A 16,858-nucleotide genomic window follows, 5' to 3' on the forward strand; every position below is an offset into this window, starting at 1 on the left:
CGCGACGCCGATCGTCGCATCGAATCAAGCGCGGAATGATGTCCTGTGGATGTCCTTATCGCCTACCGGCTGCCAAGGGAGCGCTGACTCACTCGCCGTGCGAGATGAGGCGCAACGTAGTGATTCGCTAGCGCAGGCAATGATTCAGTGTTTTCTCAAGTCAGGATCTGCTCATGACCGACAACAAGCCTTCCGGCCCCGATCAGGCCAAGCTGGATGAACTGGCCGCGACCGACACCGGTGGTCGCAAGCTGACCGGAACGCCCAACCGCATCCTGCTGGGTGTGGCGGCGTTATGGTCGCTGTTTCAGCTATGGATCGCGTCGCCGCTACCCTTTATCGTCGGGTTCGGTGTCTTCAGTGCCACCGAGGCGCGTTCCATTCATCTGGCCTTCGCCGTCTTTCTCGCCTTCATGGCCTACCCGGCGTTCAAGCGCTCGCCCCGCGAACGCATGCCGATTCCCGACTGGATTCTGGCTATCGTGGCGGCGTTCTGTGCCTCCTATCTCTATTTCTTCTACGCGCAGCTGTCACAACGCCCCGGCGCGCCGATCCTGCAGGATGTGGTCGTCGGCGTGGTAGGGATCGTGCTGCTGCTCGAAGCGACGCGCCGCGCGCTCGGCCCGCCGCTGATGATCATCGCGCTGATCTTTCTGGTCTACTCGCTGGCCGGGCCTTACATGCCGGGCATTCTGGCCCACCGCGGCGTGAGCTTTTCGGGTCTGGTCAACCACCAGTGGCTGACCACGCAAGGCGTATTCGGGATCGCGCTGGGGGTCTCCACCAGTTTCGTGTTCCTGTTCGTGCTGTTCGGCGCGCTGCTCGACAAGGCGGGTGCCGGCAACTACTTCATCAAGGTGGCGTTCTCGCTGCTGGGCCACTATCGCGGCGGTCCGGCCAAGGCGGCGGTTGTCGCCTCCGGCCTCACCGGCCTGATTTCCGGCTCTTCGATTGCCAATACCGTGACCACCGGTACCTTCACCATTCCGATGATGAAGCGTGTCGGTTTCAGTGCCACCAAGGCCGGCGCGGTCGAGGTTTCCTCCTCCGTCAACGGTCAGATCATGCCGCCCGTCATGGGGGCCGCGGCGTTTCTGATGGTCGAGTATGTGGGCATCTCCTATCTCGAGGTGATCAAGCATGCCTTTCTGCCGGCGGTGATTTCCTATATCGCGCTGCTCTACATCGTTCATCTCGAAGCGATGAAGGCGGGCATGCAGGGGCTGCCCAGCGGCAACCCGCAGCGTCCGTGGCTCAACAAGATTATTGGGTTTCTGACCGGTCTGGTCGGATTGATGCTGATGTCCGTCATCGTCTATTACGGCCTCGGCTGGCTCAAGCCTACGCTGGGCGAGAGCGCGCCTTGGGTCATCGCGCTTTTGCTTGCCGCCGTCTATGTCGGGCTGATCAAGCTGGGTTCGAACTATCCCCCGCTGGAAATCGATGACCCCAATTCTGCAATCACCACGCTGCCGCGCACCAAACCCACCGTGATGGTGGGGCTGCACTATATCCTGCCGGTCGTGGTGCTGGTGTGGTGTCTGATGGTGGAGCGTCTGTCGCCGGGGCTTTCGGCTTTCTGGGCCACCGCCTTCATGATCTTCATCATCCTGACCCAGCGCCCGGTCGACGCGTTATTCCGGGGCAAAAGCGATCTGGTCAACGACATCAAGCGCGGCGGCATGGACCTCTGGGACGGTCTGATCGATGGCGCCCGCAACATGATCGGCATCGGTATTGCCACGGCGACCGCCGGCATCATCGTCGGCGCCGTTGCCCAGACCGGGGTTGGCCTGGTGCTGGCGGACCTGGTCGAGACACTATCGATGGGCAACCTGCTGCTGATGCTGCTGCTCACCGGGGTTCTGAGCCTGATCCTGGGCATGGGTCTGCCGACCACCGCCAACTACATCGTGGTTTCCGCGCTGCTGGCGCCGGTCATCGTTCAGTTGGGCGAGCAGAATGGCCTGATCGTACCGCTGATCGCCGTTCACATGTTCGTGTTCTACTTCGGCATCATGGCAGACGTGACGCCGCCGGTAGGACTCGCCTCGTTCGCCGCGGCGGCGATCTCCGGCGCGGATCCGATCCGGACCGGGTTTCAGGCGTTCTACTACAGCCTGAGAACGGCGGCGCTGCCGTTCCTGTTCATCTTCAATACCGATCTGTTGCTGATCAATGTCGATTGGCTGCACGGCGTCATCATCTTCATCGTGGCCACGGCGGCTATGCTGATTTTCGCGGCGGCAACGCAAGGATTCATGCTGGTCAAGAGTCGCTGGTACGAGAGCCTGCTGCTGCTGCTGATCGCCTTCTCGCTGTTCCGCCCCGGCTTCTGGATGGACATGATCGATGCGCCCTACCAAGAGGTGCCGCCGGCGCAGTTCGAGCAGGCGCTGGGCGACATCGGGCCCAACGATCATCTGATGACGCGCATCGATGGTTTCGATGCCTACGGCGCGCCGACCAGTTTCGTGATTCAGGTGCCGGCGACCGAAGGCGATACCGGCGCCGAGCGCCTGCAGAGCCTGGGGCTGCATCTGATGGAAGAAGACGGCAAGGTGCTGGTCGACATGACCGATTTCGGCAGCCAGGCGGAAAAGCTGGGCTTCGATTTCGATCAGCAGATCGTGACGGTGCGCGTTCCGACGTCTCAGATGCCGAAGGAGTTGATGTGGATTCCGGCGCTGCTGTTGTTCGGGTTGGTCGTCGCGTTGCAGCGACGTCGGCGTGAACCCAATGCCAACAAGCCGGAACCGATCGCGACTGCCTGACGCGGAATGGCAGACGTGGCAACATGATGGCCGTCTCATCCGAGACGGCCGTTTTTTTGTCTCGGCGTGACGGGCGGGCTTCACTCAGAGGGTTTTACCCGGCGGATTCGATTGCACGAGCGTTACTGAACCGGCTCTGCCGAATGAATTCTCTCGAACGGGCCGACTGCGCCGCTGTTGTCGAGCCATCCTGCGGCAAATGTGAACGAGGTGATCGTGGGCTTTCCCGATGCATCCATCGATTATCGCCAGCATCCCGAATGCTACCGGATCGGTCACGGGGAGCGTGGTGTGTTCCATGTCCATCCCTACAAGGGTGAACTGCTTCCGCTATGGGCGATCCGCAACGAGGCCGATGCCAGGCAGGCCGTCGCCGACCTGTACGCGCGCTATCGCGATTATCGTGGACAAAATGATTTCGTGGGCATGGACATGGCGCGGAAATACCTTCAGATGGGCTATACCCGTGCGCGTCGCTACGCGCGTTATCCCGGCGGGCGCAAGAAGGATGCCGAGGGCCGCCTGCGTCAGCCGAGCAACGCCGACGCCGAGAAAGCGCGCATTGCCGAGCACTATCGTGAGAAGCTGGATCAGGTGCGTGCCGATGACGTCTATCAGCGGGCCAAGCGGGAATACCAGCGTCGCCTGAGATCCGCCAAACGCTGATCCCACCCGATTCCAGCGATCATTTTTTGACAGGAGCCCCCCTTGCCAACGCTTGCCGCCATTCATCGTTATCCGATCAAATCCACCGCTGGCTCATCGCTACAGCGCGCTCGTGTCGAGGAAGAAGGCCTTGTCGGCGACCGCCGGTTCATGGTGGTCAAGCCCGACGGCACTTTCCTCACGGCGCGCACCCATCCCGGACTTCAGTTGGTGAGGGCGCAGTTCGACGGGGAGCGTCTGACCCTGACCCACAACACGCTGCCGCCAGTGGACGTGGCGCGCCAGGAGTTCTCGGTGCAACCCTTCGATACCGAAGTGTGGACCGATGCCTTTGCGGCCAAGACCACTCATGATTCCCTCGACAAGTGGTTCAGTGAGGCCGCCGGGGAGCCCGCGCGGCTGCTGTGGCTGGGTGAGCGCTCGCCGCGTTACCGGGAATCGCTCGGCGTGCGAGTCAGTTTTGCCGATGGCTATCCGCTGCTGCTGATTTCCGAGGCCTCTCTGGAGGATCTCAATGGACGTAATGATGGAACTCACGTGATGGCGCAGTTCCGCCCCAACCTCGTCGCGGCCGGCACCGAGCCCTACGCGGAGGATCGCTGGAAGCGTATCCGGATCGGCGAGGTCACGTTCCGGATCGATGCCCCCTGTGCCCGATGCGCCATGGTGACGGTGGATCCCGCCAAGGGGGAAAAGAGAGCCGACAAGGAGCCGCTCAAGACCCTGGCGGGCTATCGTCGAGGCGACAAGGGCAAGGTCTATTTCGGGCAGAATCTCGTCGCGGAAAACAGCGGTGAGATCGGCGTCGACGACCCGATCGAGGTACTGGAATTTTCGAGCCAAGGTGAACCGGCAATGAACGTTATCGATCGGTAACGTTCATGCTCGGCAAGAGAGATGATGGATGTAAACCGGTTCATCTTCGCGTCAGGTTGTCGAGCGTTCTGTTACATTAGTTGTTGTTGAATTTTTGATGTGTCCGCTATCCCGTCGCCGCCCATGAAGCCCGCTGTCATGCAGGGTTCATCTACACGACCGTCCCTGCCCTGAAAGCCCCATTTTACGTTTGCTGACAGTCGGCGCTCGCCGTTCGGCCACTACCTGGTGTCATCTGGTGTCCATCATCACGTTTTTCTGAATCAACATTCAATCACGTAGCCTTACAAAATTTGCAGCCTGCAAAGCGGTTTTTGCTTGCTCGATCCTACCCCCGCGCCTTACGACTAAAAGTGCAGCCTGCGCCTTTCGTCTCATGCGTCGTTCGTTCCATGAGTCTTTCGTCAGTCGATGAGATGACGCTGCGCTCAGGCCGACAATCCTTGTCACTGGATCGCCCTCGAACATCGAGCGGTTTGCGATGGACCGAGGGACTCGACGATCACCACCGCACGGGAGTGCCACCATGCAATTCTTCGACCGACTGTTACTCGAGAACCGGGCCTGGGCCGATGACATGAAGGCTTCCGATCCGGAAATCTTCCAGCGGCTTCACCAGGGGCAATCGCCTGCCGCGTTATGGATTGGCTGCTGCGACAGTCGCGTACCGGCAGAGCAGATCTGCAACGCCAAACCCGGTGAACTCTTCATCCATCGCAACATCGCCAATCTGGTGCATGAAGAGGACGCCAACGTGTCGAGCGTGCTCGAGTACGCGATCAACGCGCTCAAGGTGGATCACATCATCGTCTGTGGCCATCGCGGCTGCGGCGGCATTCAGGCGACAGTCAGCGGCGGGGACGCCCTGCAGGCATTGCCCTACGTCGACAGGCACCTCGGACAGGTCAAGCGATTGGTCGCCGAGCGTCGCCCAGAGCTCGAGACATTCGCGGCGCTGAGCGAGCAGGTCGACCACGTGGTCGAGCTCAACGTGAGCGCGCAGGTCGAACGGCTTTCCGGCATGCGTCTGGTCACGGATAGCTGGCGTGAACGTCGGGCGCCGAGCCTGCATGGGTGGGTCTACGATCTGGCGAGCGGGCTTCTGGAAGAGGTCTGTCGTCGTGATCCCGATGGGATGGAGGCTGAGCCTGCGCAACAGAGCTGGCTGCGCGCCGCGGCCGGCTAGCCCACTCCTTCCACGCTGTGGCTCATGGATTCGAGGACACGACAATGACGATATCAAGACAGACGACATCCGCGCAGACGACATCGACACAAACGATACCCGCAACGTCGACGACGTCGACACCTCACGATAAACCCGGCACCTTGTCCTTTAGACATCTCTCCCGTGACATCCCGGCGGGGATCGTCGTCTTCCTGGTCGCGATTCCCCTCTGTCTGGGAATTGCGCTGGCGTCCGGGGCACCGCCTATCGCAGGTCTCGTCGCGGGTATGGTGGGGGGCCTGGTCGTGACGATGTTCAGCGGCTCCGCGCTCAGCGTCAGTGGTCCGGCCGCGGGATTGACCGTGATCGTGCTGGACGCGATCGAGCAGCTCGGCGGCTTCGGCGCGTTCCTGATCGCGGTGATACTGGCCGGGGTGCTGCAACTGCTGATGGGGGTGTTCAAGCTGGGGCGAATCGGTGCCTTCGTACCGACCTCGGTGATCAAGGGCATGCTGGCGGGTATCGGCCTGATTCTGGTGCTGGGACAGTTCCCGATGGCGTTGGGTCACCCGCTGGACGACATGCCGGCGATTACCGACCCGGTGGCGCTGTTCAGCGACATCTCGCCGCTGGCGACCTTGATCGCGCTGTTCAGTCTTGGCCTGCTGGTGCTGTGGGAGCAGCCGATCATCAAACGCCACCGCGCGCTGGCGCTGATTCCGGGCCCGCTGCTGGTGGTCATCGGCAGTATCGTCATCGATCGTCTGGTCGGCGGTGCGATGCCTGGCTGGGCGCTGGGGGCGGGACACCATATCGACCTGGGCGGACTATCCGGTCCGACGGAACTGATCGGGCAGATGACTCATCCCGACCTTGAGGCGCTTGCCAATCCGGCGGTCTATACCGTCGCCATCACCATCGCCATCATCGCCAGTCTCGAAACCCTGCTGAGTCTCGAGGCGATCGACAAGCTCGACCCGCTCAAGCGTCACTCGCCGCCTCACCGTGAACTGAAGGCACAGGGCATCGGTAACGTGGTCTGCGGTCTGGTCGGCGCGCTGCCGGTCACGGCGGTGATCGTGCGCAGCTCCGCCAATGCCAATGCCGGTGGCCGCACCCGGCTGTCGAGCCTGATCCACGGCAGCCTGCTGCTGGTGAGCGTGGCGTTCCTGGCGATGTGGCTGGAGCTGATTCCCTTGGCGACGCTGGCAGCGATCCTGCTGCACACCGGCTACAAGCTGGCCAGGCCGGCGCTGTTTCTCGATCAATACCGCGAAGGCATGCGTCGGTTCATCCCGTTCACCGTGACGGTGATCACGATTCTCGCCACCGATCTGCTGATGGGCGTGCTGGTGGGGCTGGTCTGCAGTCTCTACTTCCTGCTGCAATCGGGTTACCGCTCGGCAATCGCCTGCACCCGGCGTGGTGAGCACATGTTGCTCAAGTTCCAGCAGGACGTTTCGTTTCTCAATCGCGAGGAGATGCGGCAGTGCCTCGACGCCGTGCCGGATAACGGGGAGCTGATCATCGATGCCATCGGTGCCAACTATATCGATCCGGATATTCGCGAGGATATCGACCGCTTCGTAGAGAATGCAGCGGCCCGGGGGATCGTGGTCGAACTGCGCGACGTCGAAGGGACCACCGGTACGTTCGGCGATGTCGAACCCTCGGGAATCGCCCGCACCGCCTGATCGGTAGATCATGACGACCGGAATGCCGACCGCCGCGTGCCGTAAAGGACGCGGCGGTTTTGCTGCTGCCTTTCTGCCGGTGTCATTCGATGAGTGGCTTGCGCAAATAGACGCGGTCGAGACCCCGTTCCCTGACGCGACGCGTTTCGACGTAACCGTAGCGTCGGTAGATCGCCAGATTGTCGTGCATCAGCTCCTGGGTATAGAGCGTGATGCTATCGAATTCGAGTTGGCGAGCCCGCGCCTCCGCGACCTGCATCAGTACCTTGCCGAATCCACGTCCCTGAGCCGTGGGAGCGACGGCGACGTTATCCAGCAGCAGCGTATCGGGCTGGGGAATCAATACCAGAAGACCCACCGGCTCATCGCCATTGTCCGCATCGACGCTCTTTTTGCTGGTCACGTCCTCGAATAGCAGGCTGACGTGACCAGCCTCGATATGGTGCGCATAGCGGTGGTCATCGATGTCACGTATCGGCCCCGGGATCTTGCCGATGCGATCGACGTAATGGCCGTAGGCAGCTTTGACCAGAGCCTCGATGGCCGGCAGGTCCGATAGTCTGGCTTCGCGCAGGATGCTCATCGGTGGGCCTCGTGGAAACGGGTGTCGCAATCGTCCGAGCCCAGCTGGGTCACTTCGCACGGTGCGCCCTGATCGTCGAGCAGAATCTGGCCGACGCCGGCCCGATTCCACAACCGTTCGCCTTTCGAGGCGCGCTCGGGATAGTAGGGATCCACCGCCATGCGCCGCCGTTTGGTGAGCCAGTTCAGCGGTGACCAGGGCGCGTAGAGCCAGCGATTGAGGCGATCGAACCAGTCGAGCAGGGTATCGGGGAAGGTGTTCTTGAGGCCGCTGCTGGTGATCTGCCACATGCGGGGACTGTTGCGACGCTGGCGAATGGTGATCGCGTAGACGAAGGAGTAATGCACGTCGCCGGAGAGAATCACGTAGCGCTGGGGCGTGCGGCTGTGCCGAAGGATATTGAGCATGGTGTGCGCGGCGCCGGGATGCGCCATCCAGTTTTCCGCGTCGACCAGCAACGGCTTGCCGAACCAGGTGAACGCGCGCTGAATGCCTTCGATCAGCTTGACCCCGAAGATCGGTGCCGGGGAGACGATGATCACCGAAGGTTCTTCGAGCAGTTCCTGCTGGAATTCGCTCAGCGCTTCCCAATCCATCAGCCCCGAGGGGTGATGCAGGCGGCGTTCGCTGCGCCAGCGCCGGGTACGCGTGTCCAGTACCACCAGTCGGGGCGTCGAATCGATCGTGTAGCCCCAGCCGGTGAGCCGGAGCAGCTGCGTCACGAGCTGATTCTGCCTCTCGCAGTCGAGCCGGCCACTGGCGCTGGCCGAGTCGATCCAGGCACGGCAGGCCTCCAGCGGTTCGGCCAGACCGTCCGGATCGTTGCCCCATCCCTGACACAGCAGGTAGGCGATGAGCGCGTTACCCACGATCCGGCGCGAGAAGGGATGCTCGTAGACCGCAGCCTCCCAGGCGGCGGACAGATTCCAGTCGTCGGTGACGTCGTGATCGTCGAAGATCATCAGGGTGGGCAGATGGGCGAGCAGGCGTGCCACTCCAGGGAGCCCCGCCACGAAAGCGTCGATATGCTGCTGCTCGCCGCGATAACGGTCCAGCTCCTCGGCAGCCAGTTGAGGCATCTCCACCTCGATCAGCCGCCATGGCGTCGGGGACCATACCAGCAGGTACATCGCCAGCAGCTCGGCGAAAGTGATCAGGTGATTTTCCGCGCTGGCCGTGGTGAAGATCGGCTTGCGCACGCCGCCGAAGAACTTCTCGCGCAGGGCCTCGGTGGATCGAATGGCCGGCAGCAGATCATCTCGGTGGTAGTAGGTCTCGTCGCGGGCATACAACTCGCTGCCGCTGGCGATGTCCGTGCCTTCCAGGCACTCGTCGTGGAGCCCCAGGCGGGCGATCAGCGAATGGATGGCGGCCAGCATCGGGCCGGCCACATCATCGGCGTAGATCTGATCGCCGGTCATCAGCAGCGCTGCGGGCCGGGCGGCGCTGTCTCGGTGGCGCTCGCTCAGCCAGCGATCGGCGCGCACCAGGCCATCCTGACTGGGATGGTGAGGCTTGCGACAGGAGCCATGCAGCAAATTGTCGTAGCGCGAACGCAACACCAGGGTCGGCAGCGGCTCACCGTCGTAGCACAGCGACTCGCCCCAGTCGCGCATCGAGCGCCAGCCGGCGCCTTCCCATTCGGAACATTCCCCTTCCGCAGCCACACGATAGGCGAGGTCGTAGCCAATCACGACATCCAGAGGCAGGGGATCGTCCAGCTGCAGATCGATCAGATGAAGGTGCGCGTGGGTACCGACCGCCAACCGGGTCGTCGCCGCTGTCAGATCATGGGTTCGGTCGCCTTCGTCAGAGCTCAGCGTCAGTTGGAGTTCGAGGGCGCGTGAGGCGGCCAACCACAACACCAGCCGACGGGGCGCGGCGCGGCGGAGTAGGGGGCCGGCCAGAATGTCGGGGAGATCGTCTGACAAGTCGTCATTCCTGAAAGCGTCGATGGGCTAAGCATACTTCAGCCGCTATACGGCGACCATGAAGCGCGCGTTCGAGGGGCGACGCACGATGTCACGCCGCCAGGCAGGCTCTCAACGCCGCCGCTTGAGCGTTCTGTCGATCACGTCCACCCCGGGGGTGTACTCACCGCGGGCCGCCTGCATGGCTCTCGCCAATGTCTGCTCGGCGACCCGGTCATGATCCTGCGGTAGCGAGTTGACCTTGCAGGGCAGAAAATCGAGCAGCCGATCATCGCCGAAAGTGGCCAGTCGTAGCGTATCGGGAGGGGCGCCGTGCTCGAGCAGTACGTCGAGCAGCCCGTCCATCAGCGTGTAGGACGCGGTCACGATGGCATCCGGCAAGCCGCCGTCGTTCAGCAGGCTGCGCATCAGTCGTGCCCCGCTATCGCGGTCATAGCGTTCGCCGCTGAGACACCGAGGATGACATTGGGACTCGTCGACCAAGGCATCCAGGAAGCCGCGTCGTCGCTCCGCGCTGATCGACAGATCCGGCACCGCGTCCAGCCACACCACGTCCGAGATACCCTCGGCCAGTAGCGAGCGGGTCAACATCTCGCCGGCGGCGCGGCCGTTGGTGACGATATTGACGAACCGCTCAGGATCCAGCGGGCGGTCGATGGCGATGACCGGCAGCCCCTGTGCCATCAGTTCGGCATAGAACGGATCCTCGGGGCTCAGGCTGCTGGCAACCAGTAACACGTCGCAGCGCTGAGCGCGCAGCGACTTTGCGACCTCGCGTTCACTGCCGGGGTCGTCGTCGGAACCGGCGATCAGCAATTGGTAGCCCTGCCGGCGAGCGCCGTGCTCGAGCCGCTTGGCCAGACGCGCGTAGCTGCCGTTCTCGAGATCCGGCACGATCAGGCCCAGGGTTCGGCTGTCCCCCCCGCGCAGCGCGGCCGCCTGGGCATCGATTCGATAATCGTGGGCGCTGGCGACGGCCAGGACGCGTTCCACCGTGGCCTGGCTGATGCGCCGCGTCCTGGCCTGGCCATTGAGCACATAGCTGGCGGTGGTTCGGGAAACGCCGGCCAGACGGGCGATATCGGCAAGCTTCATGCAAGGCTCCTGCAACGTCGATGATCGATAGGGAGGCATCCGGCCAGCCTGGAACGATACCTCGTCGGGCTTTTCTGGCCCAGCCCGATCGTGACGCGCAGCGCCCCGGCATCGCTTGCGCCGAAGGTCTAGCTTGTCAAATCGATCGCGAACGGCGAGCATGTCACTCATCCAGGTGACACGATTCAGCAACCGGCAAAATGCCGCTCTTACGCAGCGTCGATTGCGTTGGAAGGCGTTGACGGACCATGCTGCGTGCATCGAATGACCCTTCGGAGAGATCGTTATGCTGACCCTCCAGCCGCAGGACGCGGCGCTCAATTGCCAGGCCGACAGCTGGCAGAACGCGCTGGATCAGGCTGCCGCCTCGCTGCATGACGCCGGCCTGGTGGAGGCGAGCTATCGCGACGCGTTGCATGCCCGCGAGGCGCAGGGCTCGACCTTCCTCGGTAGTGGCATCGCCATCCCTCACGGCACGCCGGAGAGTCGCGACCAGATTCATCGAACCGGCGTGCGGTTGCTGCAGTTTCCCGACGGTGTGACCTGGCACGACGGCAACCGGGTCTTCCTGCTGGTAGCGATCGCTGCCGCCAGCGACGAGCATCTCGACGTGCTGCGCCGCTTGACCCACGTGCTCGACGACGAGGGCGTGGCCGAACGGCTGGCCAAGGCCGATACGGCCGAAGCGATGGTCGCGCTGCTCGCCAGGCCGCAGGTCAAGGCGCGGCTGGATGCCGGCACGCTATGCCTGGGATTCCCGGCGCGGGACCGGTTCGAGCTGGCGTTGGCGGCAGCTGCGCGGCTGCGTCAGGCCGAATGCGTCGATGCGCGTTTCGTTGCCGTCATCACCGAGCAGGAGCCGGTCTCCCTCGGTCAGGGACTGTGGCTGGTCAGTGCCTCCGTCGGCGTCAGCCAGCCAGCGCTGGCACTGGCTACGCCGGAGCGAGCGTTCACCGGCGCCCGTGGCGCCGTCAACGGGGTCTTCTGCGTCGCCGCGCAGGGCGAAGCGCACCGGGAACTGCTGGGACGGCTGGCAGATCTGCTGGATGCCGGCGAAGGCGAAGCCCTGGTCGACGCCGATGCCGATCACGTGCTGGCACGTCTGTCCGGTGAGTCGAGTCGTGCCGAGACGGCCCGCGTGACGCTTCTCAACGCCCACGGCCTGCACGCACGTCCTGCCAAATTGCTGGTTCAGGCGGCCCGCGAGCAGTCCCTGCCAGTCCGCGTGCGCCTGATGGAGGGCGCGGCAGAGACTGTCTCCGCCGCCAGCTTGACCAAGGTCATCGGGCTCGGTGCTCGGCGTGGGCAGACACTGATCTTTTCCGCCGAGGGCGAGGGCGCCGAGATGGCGCTGACGTCGATGGTGGCCGCCGTCACCGCCGGACTCGGTGAATCCGTCCGGCCACTCTCGGATAGCGGCAGTGCAAGCCATGGCCCGCGGCGCGGTGCGGCAGGCGCGACGGCCGAGCCCGCGGGTGAGACGCCACAGGCGCCCATCGCCGACGATACCGCTCTGCCCGCCACCGCCGCCTCGCCGGGCCTGGCGATCGCCCCGGTCTTCGTCATGCGCGCCCCCCGTTTCGACTATCCCGAGCGGGCCCGAGACCTGATGCCGGACAGACAGGGCGACGCCGAACGCCAACGCGAGCGGCTTCGCGCCAGTCTGATTGAGGCGCGTGATCAGCTACGTGCGCTGATCGGCACCGCCAAGGGCGGCGATGTGGCCGAGATTCTCTCAATGCATGCCGAGATGCTCGACGATCCCGAACTGCACGAAGCCGCCTTCGAGGGCATGCGAGATGGCCTGAGCGCCGAAGCCGCGTGGTGGCAGGCGATCGATACCGCCGCCCGCGCCCAGGAAGTACTGGCGGATCGGCTGCTGGCCGAGCGTGCTGCCGATCTGCGTGACGTGGGGCGCCGCGTGCTCGGTGTGCTGTGCGGCGTGACCCTGCCGACGCCGCCACAGCGCCCGTACATTCTGGTCACCGACGACATCGGCCCCTCCGACGTGGCGCGCCTCGATACGGCGCAGGTGCGCGGGCTACTGACGGCTCGGGGCGGGGCCACTTCGCATAGCGCGATTCTGGCCAGGGCGTTGGGAATCCCGGCGGTAGTGGGTGCGGGAGCGAGGGCGCTGACACTTGCCAACGACGATGAGCTGATCCTCGATGGCGATCTCGGGCGGGTGATCGTGAGGCCCAGTGCCGAGCGACGTGATCGTGCCGAACTGCGGCTCAAGGAACTGGAACGGTTGCGCCGCGACGCGCACGGTTTGCGCTTCGAAGAGGGGCGCACGGCTGACGGCCGTCGTATCGAAGTCGCCGCCAATCTCGGCAACACCGCGCATGCCGCGGACGCGGTCGAGCAGGGCGCCGAGGGTGTCGGGCTGCTGCGTACCGAGTTCCTGTTCATGGCGCATCCCGAGGCGCCGGATCTGGAGACGCAGATCGGCGAGTATCGGCGCGCCTTCGATGCTCTCGACGGCCGCCCGCTGGTGGCGCGCACGCTGGACGTCGGTGGTGACAAGCCGCTGCCTTACTGGCCGGTGGCGGCGGAAGACAACCCCTTCCTCGGCCTGCGCGGCATTCGCTTGGCGTTGACCCGCCCCGAGGTGCTCGAAACCCAGCTGCGCGCGCTGTTGACCGCCGCCGGCGACCGCCCGCTGCGGATCATGTTCCCGATGGTCAAGGATGTCGGCGAGTACCGCCAGGCCAAGGCGATCGTCGATCGGCTGCAGCAGGAGATCGGCGCCCCTGACGTTCAGGTTGGCGTGATGATCGAAATTCCCTCCGCCGCGTTGCTGGCGCCGAGCCTGGCTGCCGAGGTCGATTTCTTCTCCATCGGCACCAACGACCTGACCCAGTACACCCTGGCGATCGACCGTGGTCATCCCGAGCTGTCGTCGCAGGCGGATGGCCTGCACCCGGCGGTACTGCGGTTGATTCAGATGACCGTCGACGCGGCCCATGCCGAGGGCAAGTGGGTCGGCGTCTGCGGAGAGCTGGGTTCGGACGCCGCCGCGGTGCCGGTGCTGGTCGGGCTCGGCGTCGACGAACTCTCGGTCTCGGTGCGCCAGGTGCCGATGGTCAAGGCCCGCCTTCGCGGGTTCACCCAGGAAGCCGCGCGGCTGCACGCCGAGACGGCGCTGGCACAAGCCACCAGCCAGGCCGTGCGTGATGCGCTGGAGGCGCTGTGATGGCCGATGTCCTGGTGGTGACGCTCAATCCGGCGCTCGATCTGTCGATCCAGTTGCCCCAGCTCGAACCGGGCGCGGTCAATCGTGCCCAATCGTCGCACCTGGCGGCGGCCGGCAAGGGGCTCAACGTGGCCCGGGTACTGGTGTCGCTGGGCCACCGCGTCACGTTGTCCGGTTTCCTGGGCGCGGACAACGACACGGCCTTCGTCCAGGCCTGCCAGCGTAACGGGATCGAGGACGCCAGCCTGCGTCTGCCGGGCGAGACCCGGATCAACGCCAAGCTGGCCGAGGATGATGGCCGGGTGACGGACGTCAATGGCCCGGGGCTCGAGGTCTCCGCCGAGGCACTGGCCGATTTGACCGCCGATCTGACCGCGCGGTGCGATGCCAGCGCCCCGGCTGCCGTCGTGGTCACCGGCAGCCTGCCGCCGGGCGTGACGCCGGAGGCGTTGGCAGCGCTGATCCAGGCGCTCAAGACCAGCGGTATACCGGTCTGGGTCGACACCAGCGGGCCGGCCTTGGCGGCGGCGTTGGCGGTATTGCCCCATGCGGCCAAGCCCAACGAACAGGAGCTGGCCGATTGGGCCGGCGGCCCGCTGACGGATCGAACGACGCAGGTCGATGCCGCCCGGCGTCTGCACGCGGCCGGCATCGAGGAGTCGATTCTGTCGCTTGGCGCCGAAGGCGTGCTGTGGATCAGCCGGCGCGGCGAGTGGCAGGCGATTCCGCCCAGCATCGACGTCCGAAGTACGGTAGGGGCCGGAGATACGCTGCTGGCCGCCATGCTGCATGGGGTGATCGCGGATCTATCACCGCAGGAGACGCTACGCCAGGCGACGGCGCTGGCGGCGGAGGCGGTGCGCCACGTGGGCGTCGGTGACCCGCACGCCAGCGACTTTCAGACATTACTGCAACAGACGAGCGTCAGCCGCTGCGGCGAAGCGCGCGCGAGGAGGGGGGCATGAACGGCAAGTCCTTGAACGGGGAGCGGATGAACGGAGAGCGCCACAACGTCATTCTGATTACCGCCTGCCCCAGCGGCATGGCGACGACGTTTCTCGCCGCGAGACGGCTGGAGCAGGCCGCGCAGCGTCTCGGTTGGCAGGTCCAGGTGGAGATGCATGGCGAACTCGAGCCGGTGACGCCGGTATCGGAGGAGGCCGTCGCGGCGGCCGATCTGGTCATCGTGGCCGCGACCCGAGTGCCCCGGCCAGAACGTTTTGCGGGCAAACGTCTCTACCGGGCTCCGATCCAGCAGGCGCTGCCGGATCCCGACGCCTTTCTCGAACGCGCCGCCCGTGAGGCGACGGCATTCGACATCGCCAGCGAGCCGCCCGCTGCTCCGCTGACGATGGCGGTCGCCGATAAAGCCGCACCGAAACGTATCGTCGCGGTCACGGCGTGCCCGACCGGCGTGGCGCACACGTTCATGGCCGCCGAGGCGCTGACGCAGGCCGGGCGGGCGCTCGGCCACCGGATTCACGTGGAGACGCAGGGATCGGTGGGCGCCCAGAATCCGATCGGCGAGGCGGATATCGAGGCGGCGGATGTCGTGCTGCTGGCCTGCGATATCGAGGTCGATGACGCGCGCTTTGCGGGCAAGCGGGTCTATCGGACGTCTACCGGCAGCGCGCTCAAGCAACCGCAGCAGACGATCCAGAAAGCACTGGATGAAGCGAGCGTGGAGTCGGCAGGGGGCGAGAAAAGTGTCAGCGGCGGATCACCGAAAAGTGCGAAAGAGCGCGGGCTCTACAAGCATCTGCTGACCGGGGTCTCGTTCATGCTGCCGATGGTGGTGGCGGGCGGGCTCTGTATCGCGCTCTCGTTCGTGTTCGGGATCAAGGCCTACGAGCAGGAGGGGACGCTGGCGGCGGCGCTGATGCAGATCGGCGGCGGCACCGCCTTCGCGCTGATGGTGCCGGTGCTTGCCGGCTATATCGCCTACTCCATTGCCGACCGCCCCGGAATCGCGCCCGGCATGATCGGCGGTATGCTCGCTTCCACCCTGGGCGCCGGCTTTATCGGCGGGATTCTGGCCGGCTTCCTGGCCGGTTACTCGGCCAAGGCGGTGACACGCTACGTCAAGCTGCCGGCCAGCGTGGAGTCGCTGAAGCCGATTCTGATCATTCCGCTGCTGGCGAGTCTGGTGACCGGTCTGGTCATGATCTACGTGGTCGGCACACCGGTGGCGGCACTGCTGTCGGCACTGACGGCGTTCCTCAACAACATGGGGTCGACCAATGCCGTGCTGCTGGGCGTGCTGCTCGGTGCGATGATGTGCTTCGATCTTGGCGGGCCGGTCAACAAGGCAGCCTATACCTTCGGCGTCGGGTTGCTGTCGACCGAGACCTATATGCCGATGGCGGCGATCATGGCCGCGGGAATGGTGCCGCCCATCGGCATGGGGCTGGCCACGTTCCTGAGGCGCAGCCGGTTTGCGCAGGCCGAGCGCGAAGCGGGCAAGGCGTCGTTCGTGCTGGGCCTCTGCTTCATCAGCGAAGGGGCAATTCCCTTTGCCGCCAAGGATCCGCTGCGGGTGATTCCGATATCGATGATCGGCGGTGCGGTGACCGGGGCGCTGTCGATGTGGTTCGGGGTCAAGCTGATGGCGCCGCACGGCGGGCTGTTCGTGCTGCTGATTCCGAACGCGGTCAACCTGGCGCTGCTCTATCTGCTGGCCATCGCTGCGGGCTCGGTGATCACCGGTGTCGGCTACGCCTTGCTCAAGCGTGGCGAAGTCGGTACCGCGTCCGCCATGGCGACCATGCCCGAACCTGCCGGGGAGACTCGCCAGGCATCCTGATTCGCGATCGTCGATATCGCGTCCTACATTGTCTGACAATGACGGGTCGGCAACACGGGCTGGCAACGACGC

The 16,858-nt window shown here is 64.6% G+C and carries 11 protein-coding genes; 8 read left to right on the plus strand and 3 right to left on the minus strand.

What is annotated here, in order from left to right; all coding sequences use genetic code 11:
• The first annotated feature begins 173 nt into the window (after positions 1-173).
• From DOM36_RS12350 to DOM36_RS12370, 5 genes are all read left to right on the plus strand, one after another.
• On the plus strand, positions 174-2,774 hold the full coding sequence (locus tag DOM36_RS12350) for a TRAP transporter permease (protein WP_110643267.1): 2,601 nt from the start codon (positions 174-176) through the stop codon (positions 2,772-2,774).
• A 216-nt stretch (positions 2,775-2,990) separates the two neighbouring features.
• Positions 2,991-3,440 (plus strand): DUF4385 family protein, encoded by a 450-nt coding sequence (locus tag DOM36_RS12355; protein ID WP_198651275.1) that lies wholly within the window; start codon positions 2,991-2,993, stop codon positions 3,438-3,440.
• 42 nt (positions 3,441-3,482) lie between these two features.
• Entirely contained in the window at positions 3,483-4,316 is an 834-nt protein-coding gene (locus DOM36_RS12360) for an MOSC N-terminal beta barrel domain-containing protein (RefSeq protein ID WP_110643268.1), read from the plus strand.
• Between the two features lie 526 nt (positions 4,317-4,842).
• A complete protein-coding gene (locus DOM36_RS12365; protein WP_157958638.1) occupies positions 4,843-5,502 on the plus strand; it encodes a carbonic anhydrase in 660 nt (219 codons plus the stop codon).
• 143 nt (positions 5,503-5,645) lie between these two features.
• Positions 5,646-7,178 carry a SulP family inorganic anion transporter gene (locus tag DOM36_RS12370; RefSeq protein ID WP_075571460.1) on the plus strand — a complete coding sequence of 511 codons (1,533 nt, stop codon included), beginning with the start codon at positions 5,646-5,648 and terminating at the stop codon, positions 7,176-7,178.
• 82 nt (positions 7,179-7,260) lie between these two features.
• Here the strand turns inward: DOM36_RS12370 and DOM36_RS12375 are convergent, their stop codons facing one another.
• The 3 genes from DOM36_RS12375 to cra form a co-directional block, all read right to left on the minus strand.
• Entirely contained in the window at positions 7,261-7,761 is a 501-nt protein-coding gene (locus DOM36_RS12375) for a GNAT family N-acetyltransferase (protein ID WP_110643270.1), read from the minus strand.
• Positions 7,758-9,692, minus strand: coding sequence for an alkaline phosphatase D family protein (locus DOM36_RS12380; RefSeq protein WP_232823820.1), 1,935 nt, complete (start codon positions 9,690-9,692; stop codon positions 7,758-7,760). The genes DOM36_RS12375 and DOM36_RS12380 overlap by 4 nt, the downstream gene beginning before the upstream one ends.
• A gap of 111 nt (positions 9,693-9,803) precedes the next feature.
• Positions 9,804-10,787, minus strand: a complete 984-nt coding sequence (gene cra / locus DOM36_RS12385) for a catabolite repressor/activator (protein ID WP_110643272.1) — start codon at positions 10,785-10,787, stop codon at positions 9,804-9,806.
• Positions 10,788-11,073: 286 nt separating this feature from the next.
• Here cra and ptsP point away from each other — a divergent pair, with 286 nt between their 5' ends.
• From ptsP to DOM36_RS12400, 3 genes are read left to right on the plus strand one after another with little or no spacing between them, the layout of a single operon-like run.
• Complete coding sequence (gene ptsP, locus DOM36_RS12390; RefSeq protein WP_110643273.1) at positions 11,074-13,983, plus strand: phosphoenolpyruvate--protein phosphotransferase; 2,910 nt, start codon at positions 11,074-11,076, stop codon at positions 13,981-13,983.
• A complete protein-coding gene (gene pfkB / locus DOM36_RS12395; RefSeq protein WP_110643274.1) occupies positions 13,983-14,948 on the plus strand; it encodes a 1-phosphofructokinase in 966 nt (321 codons plus the stop codon). The genes ptsP and pfkB overlap by 1 nt, the downstream gene beginning before the upstream one ends.
• Entirely contained in the window at positions 14,945-16,786 is a 1,842-nt protein-coding gene (locus DOM36_RS12400; protein ID WP_232823821.1) for a PTS fructose-like transporter subunit IIB, read from the plus strand. Before pfkB ends, DOM36_RS12400 begins: the two co-directional genes overlap by 4 nt.
• Positions 16,787-16,858: the final 72 nt, after the last annotated feature.

Source organism: Salinicola sp. CPA57, assembly GCF_003206035.1.
GTDB classification, from domain to species: domain Bacteria; phylum Pseudomonadota; class Gammaproteobacteria; order Pseudomonadales; family Halomonadaceae; genus Salinicola; species Salinicola socius.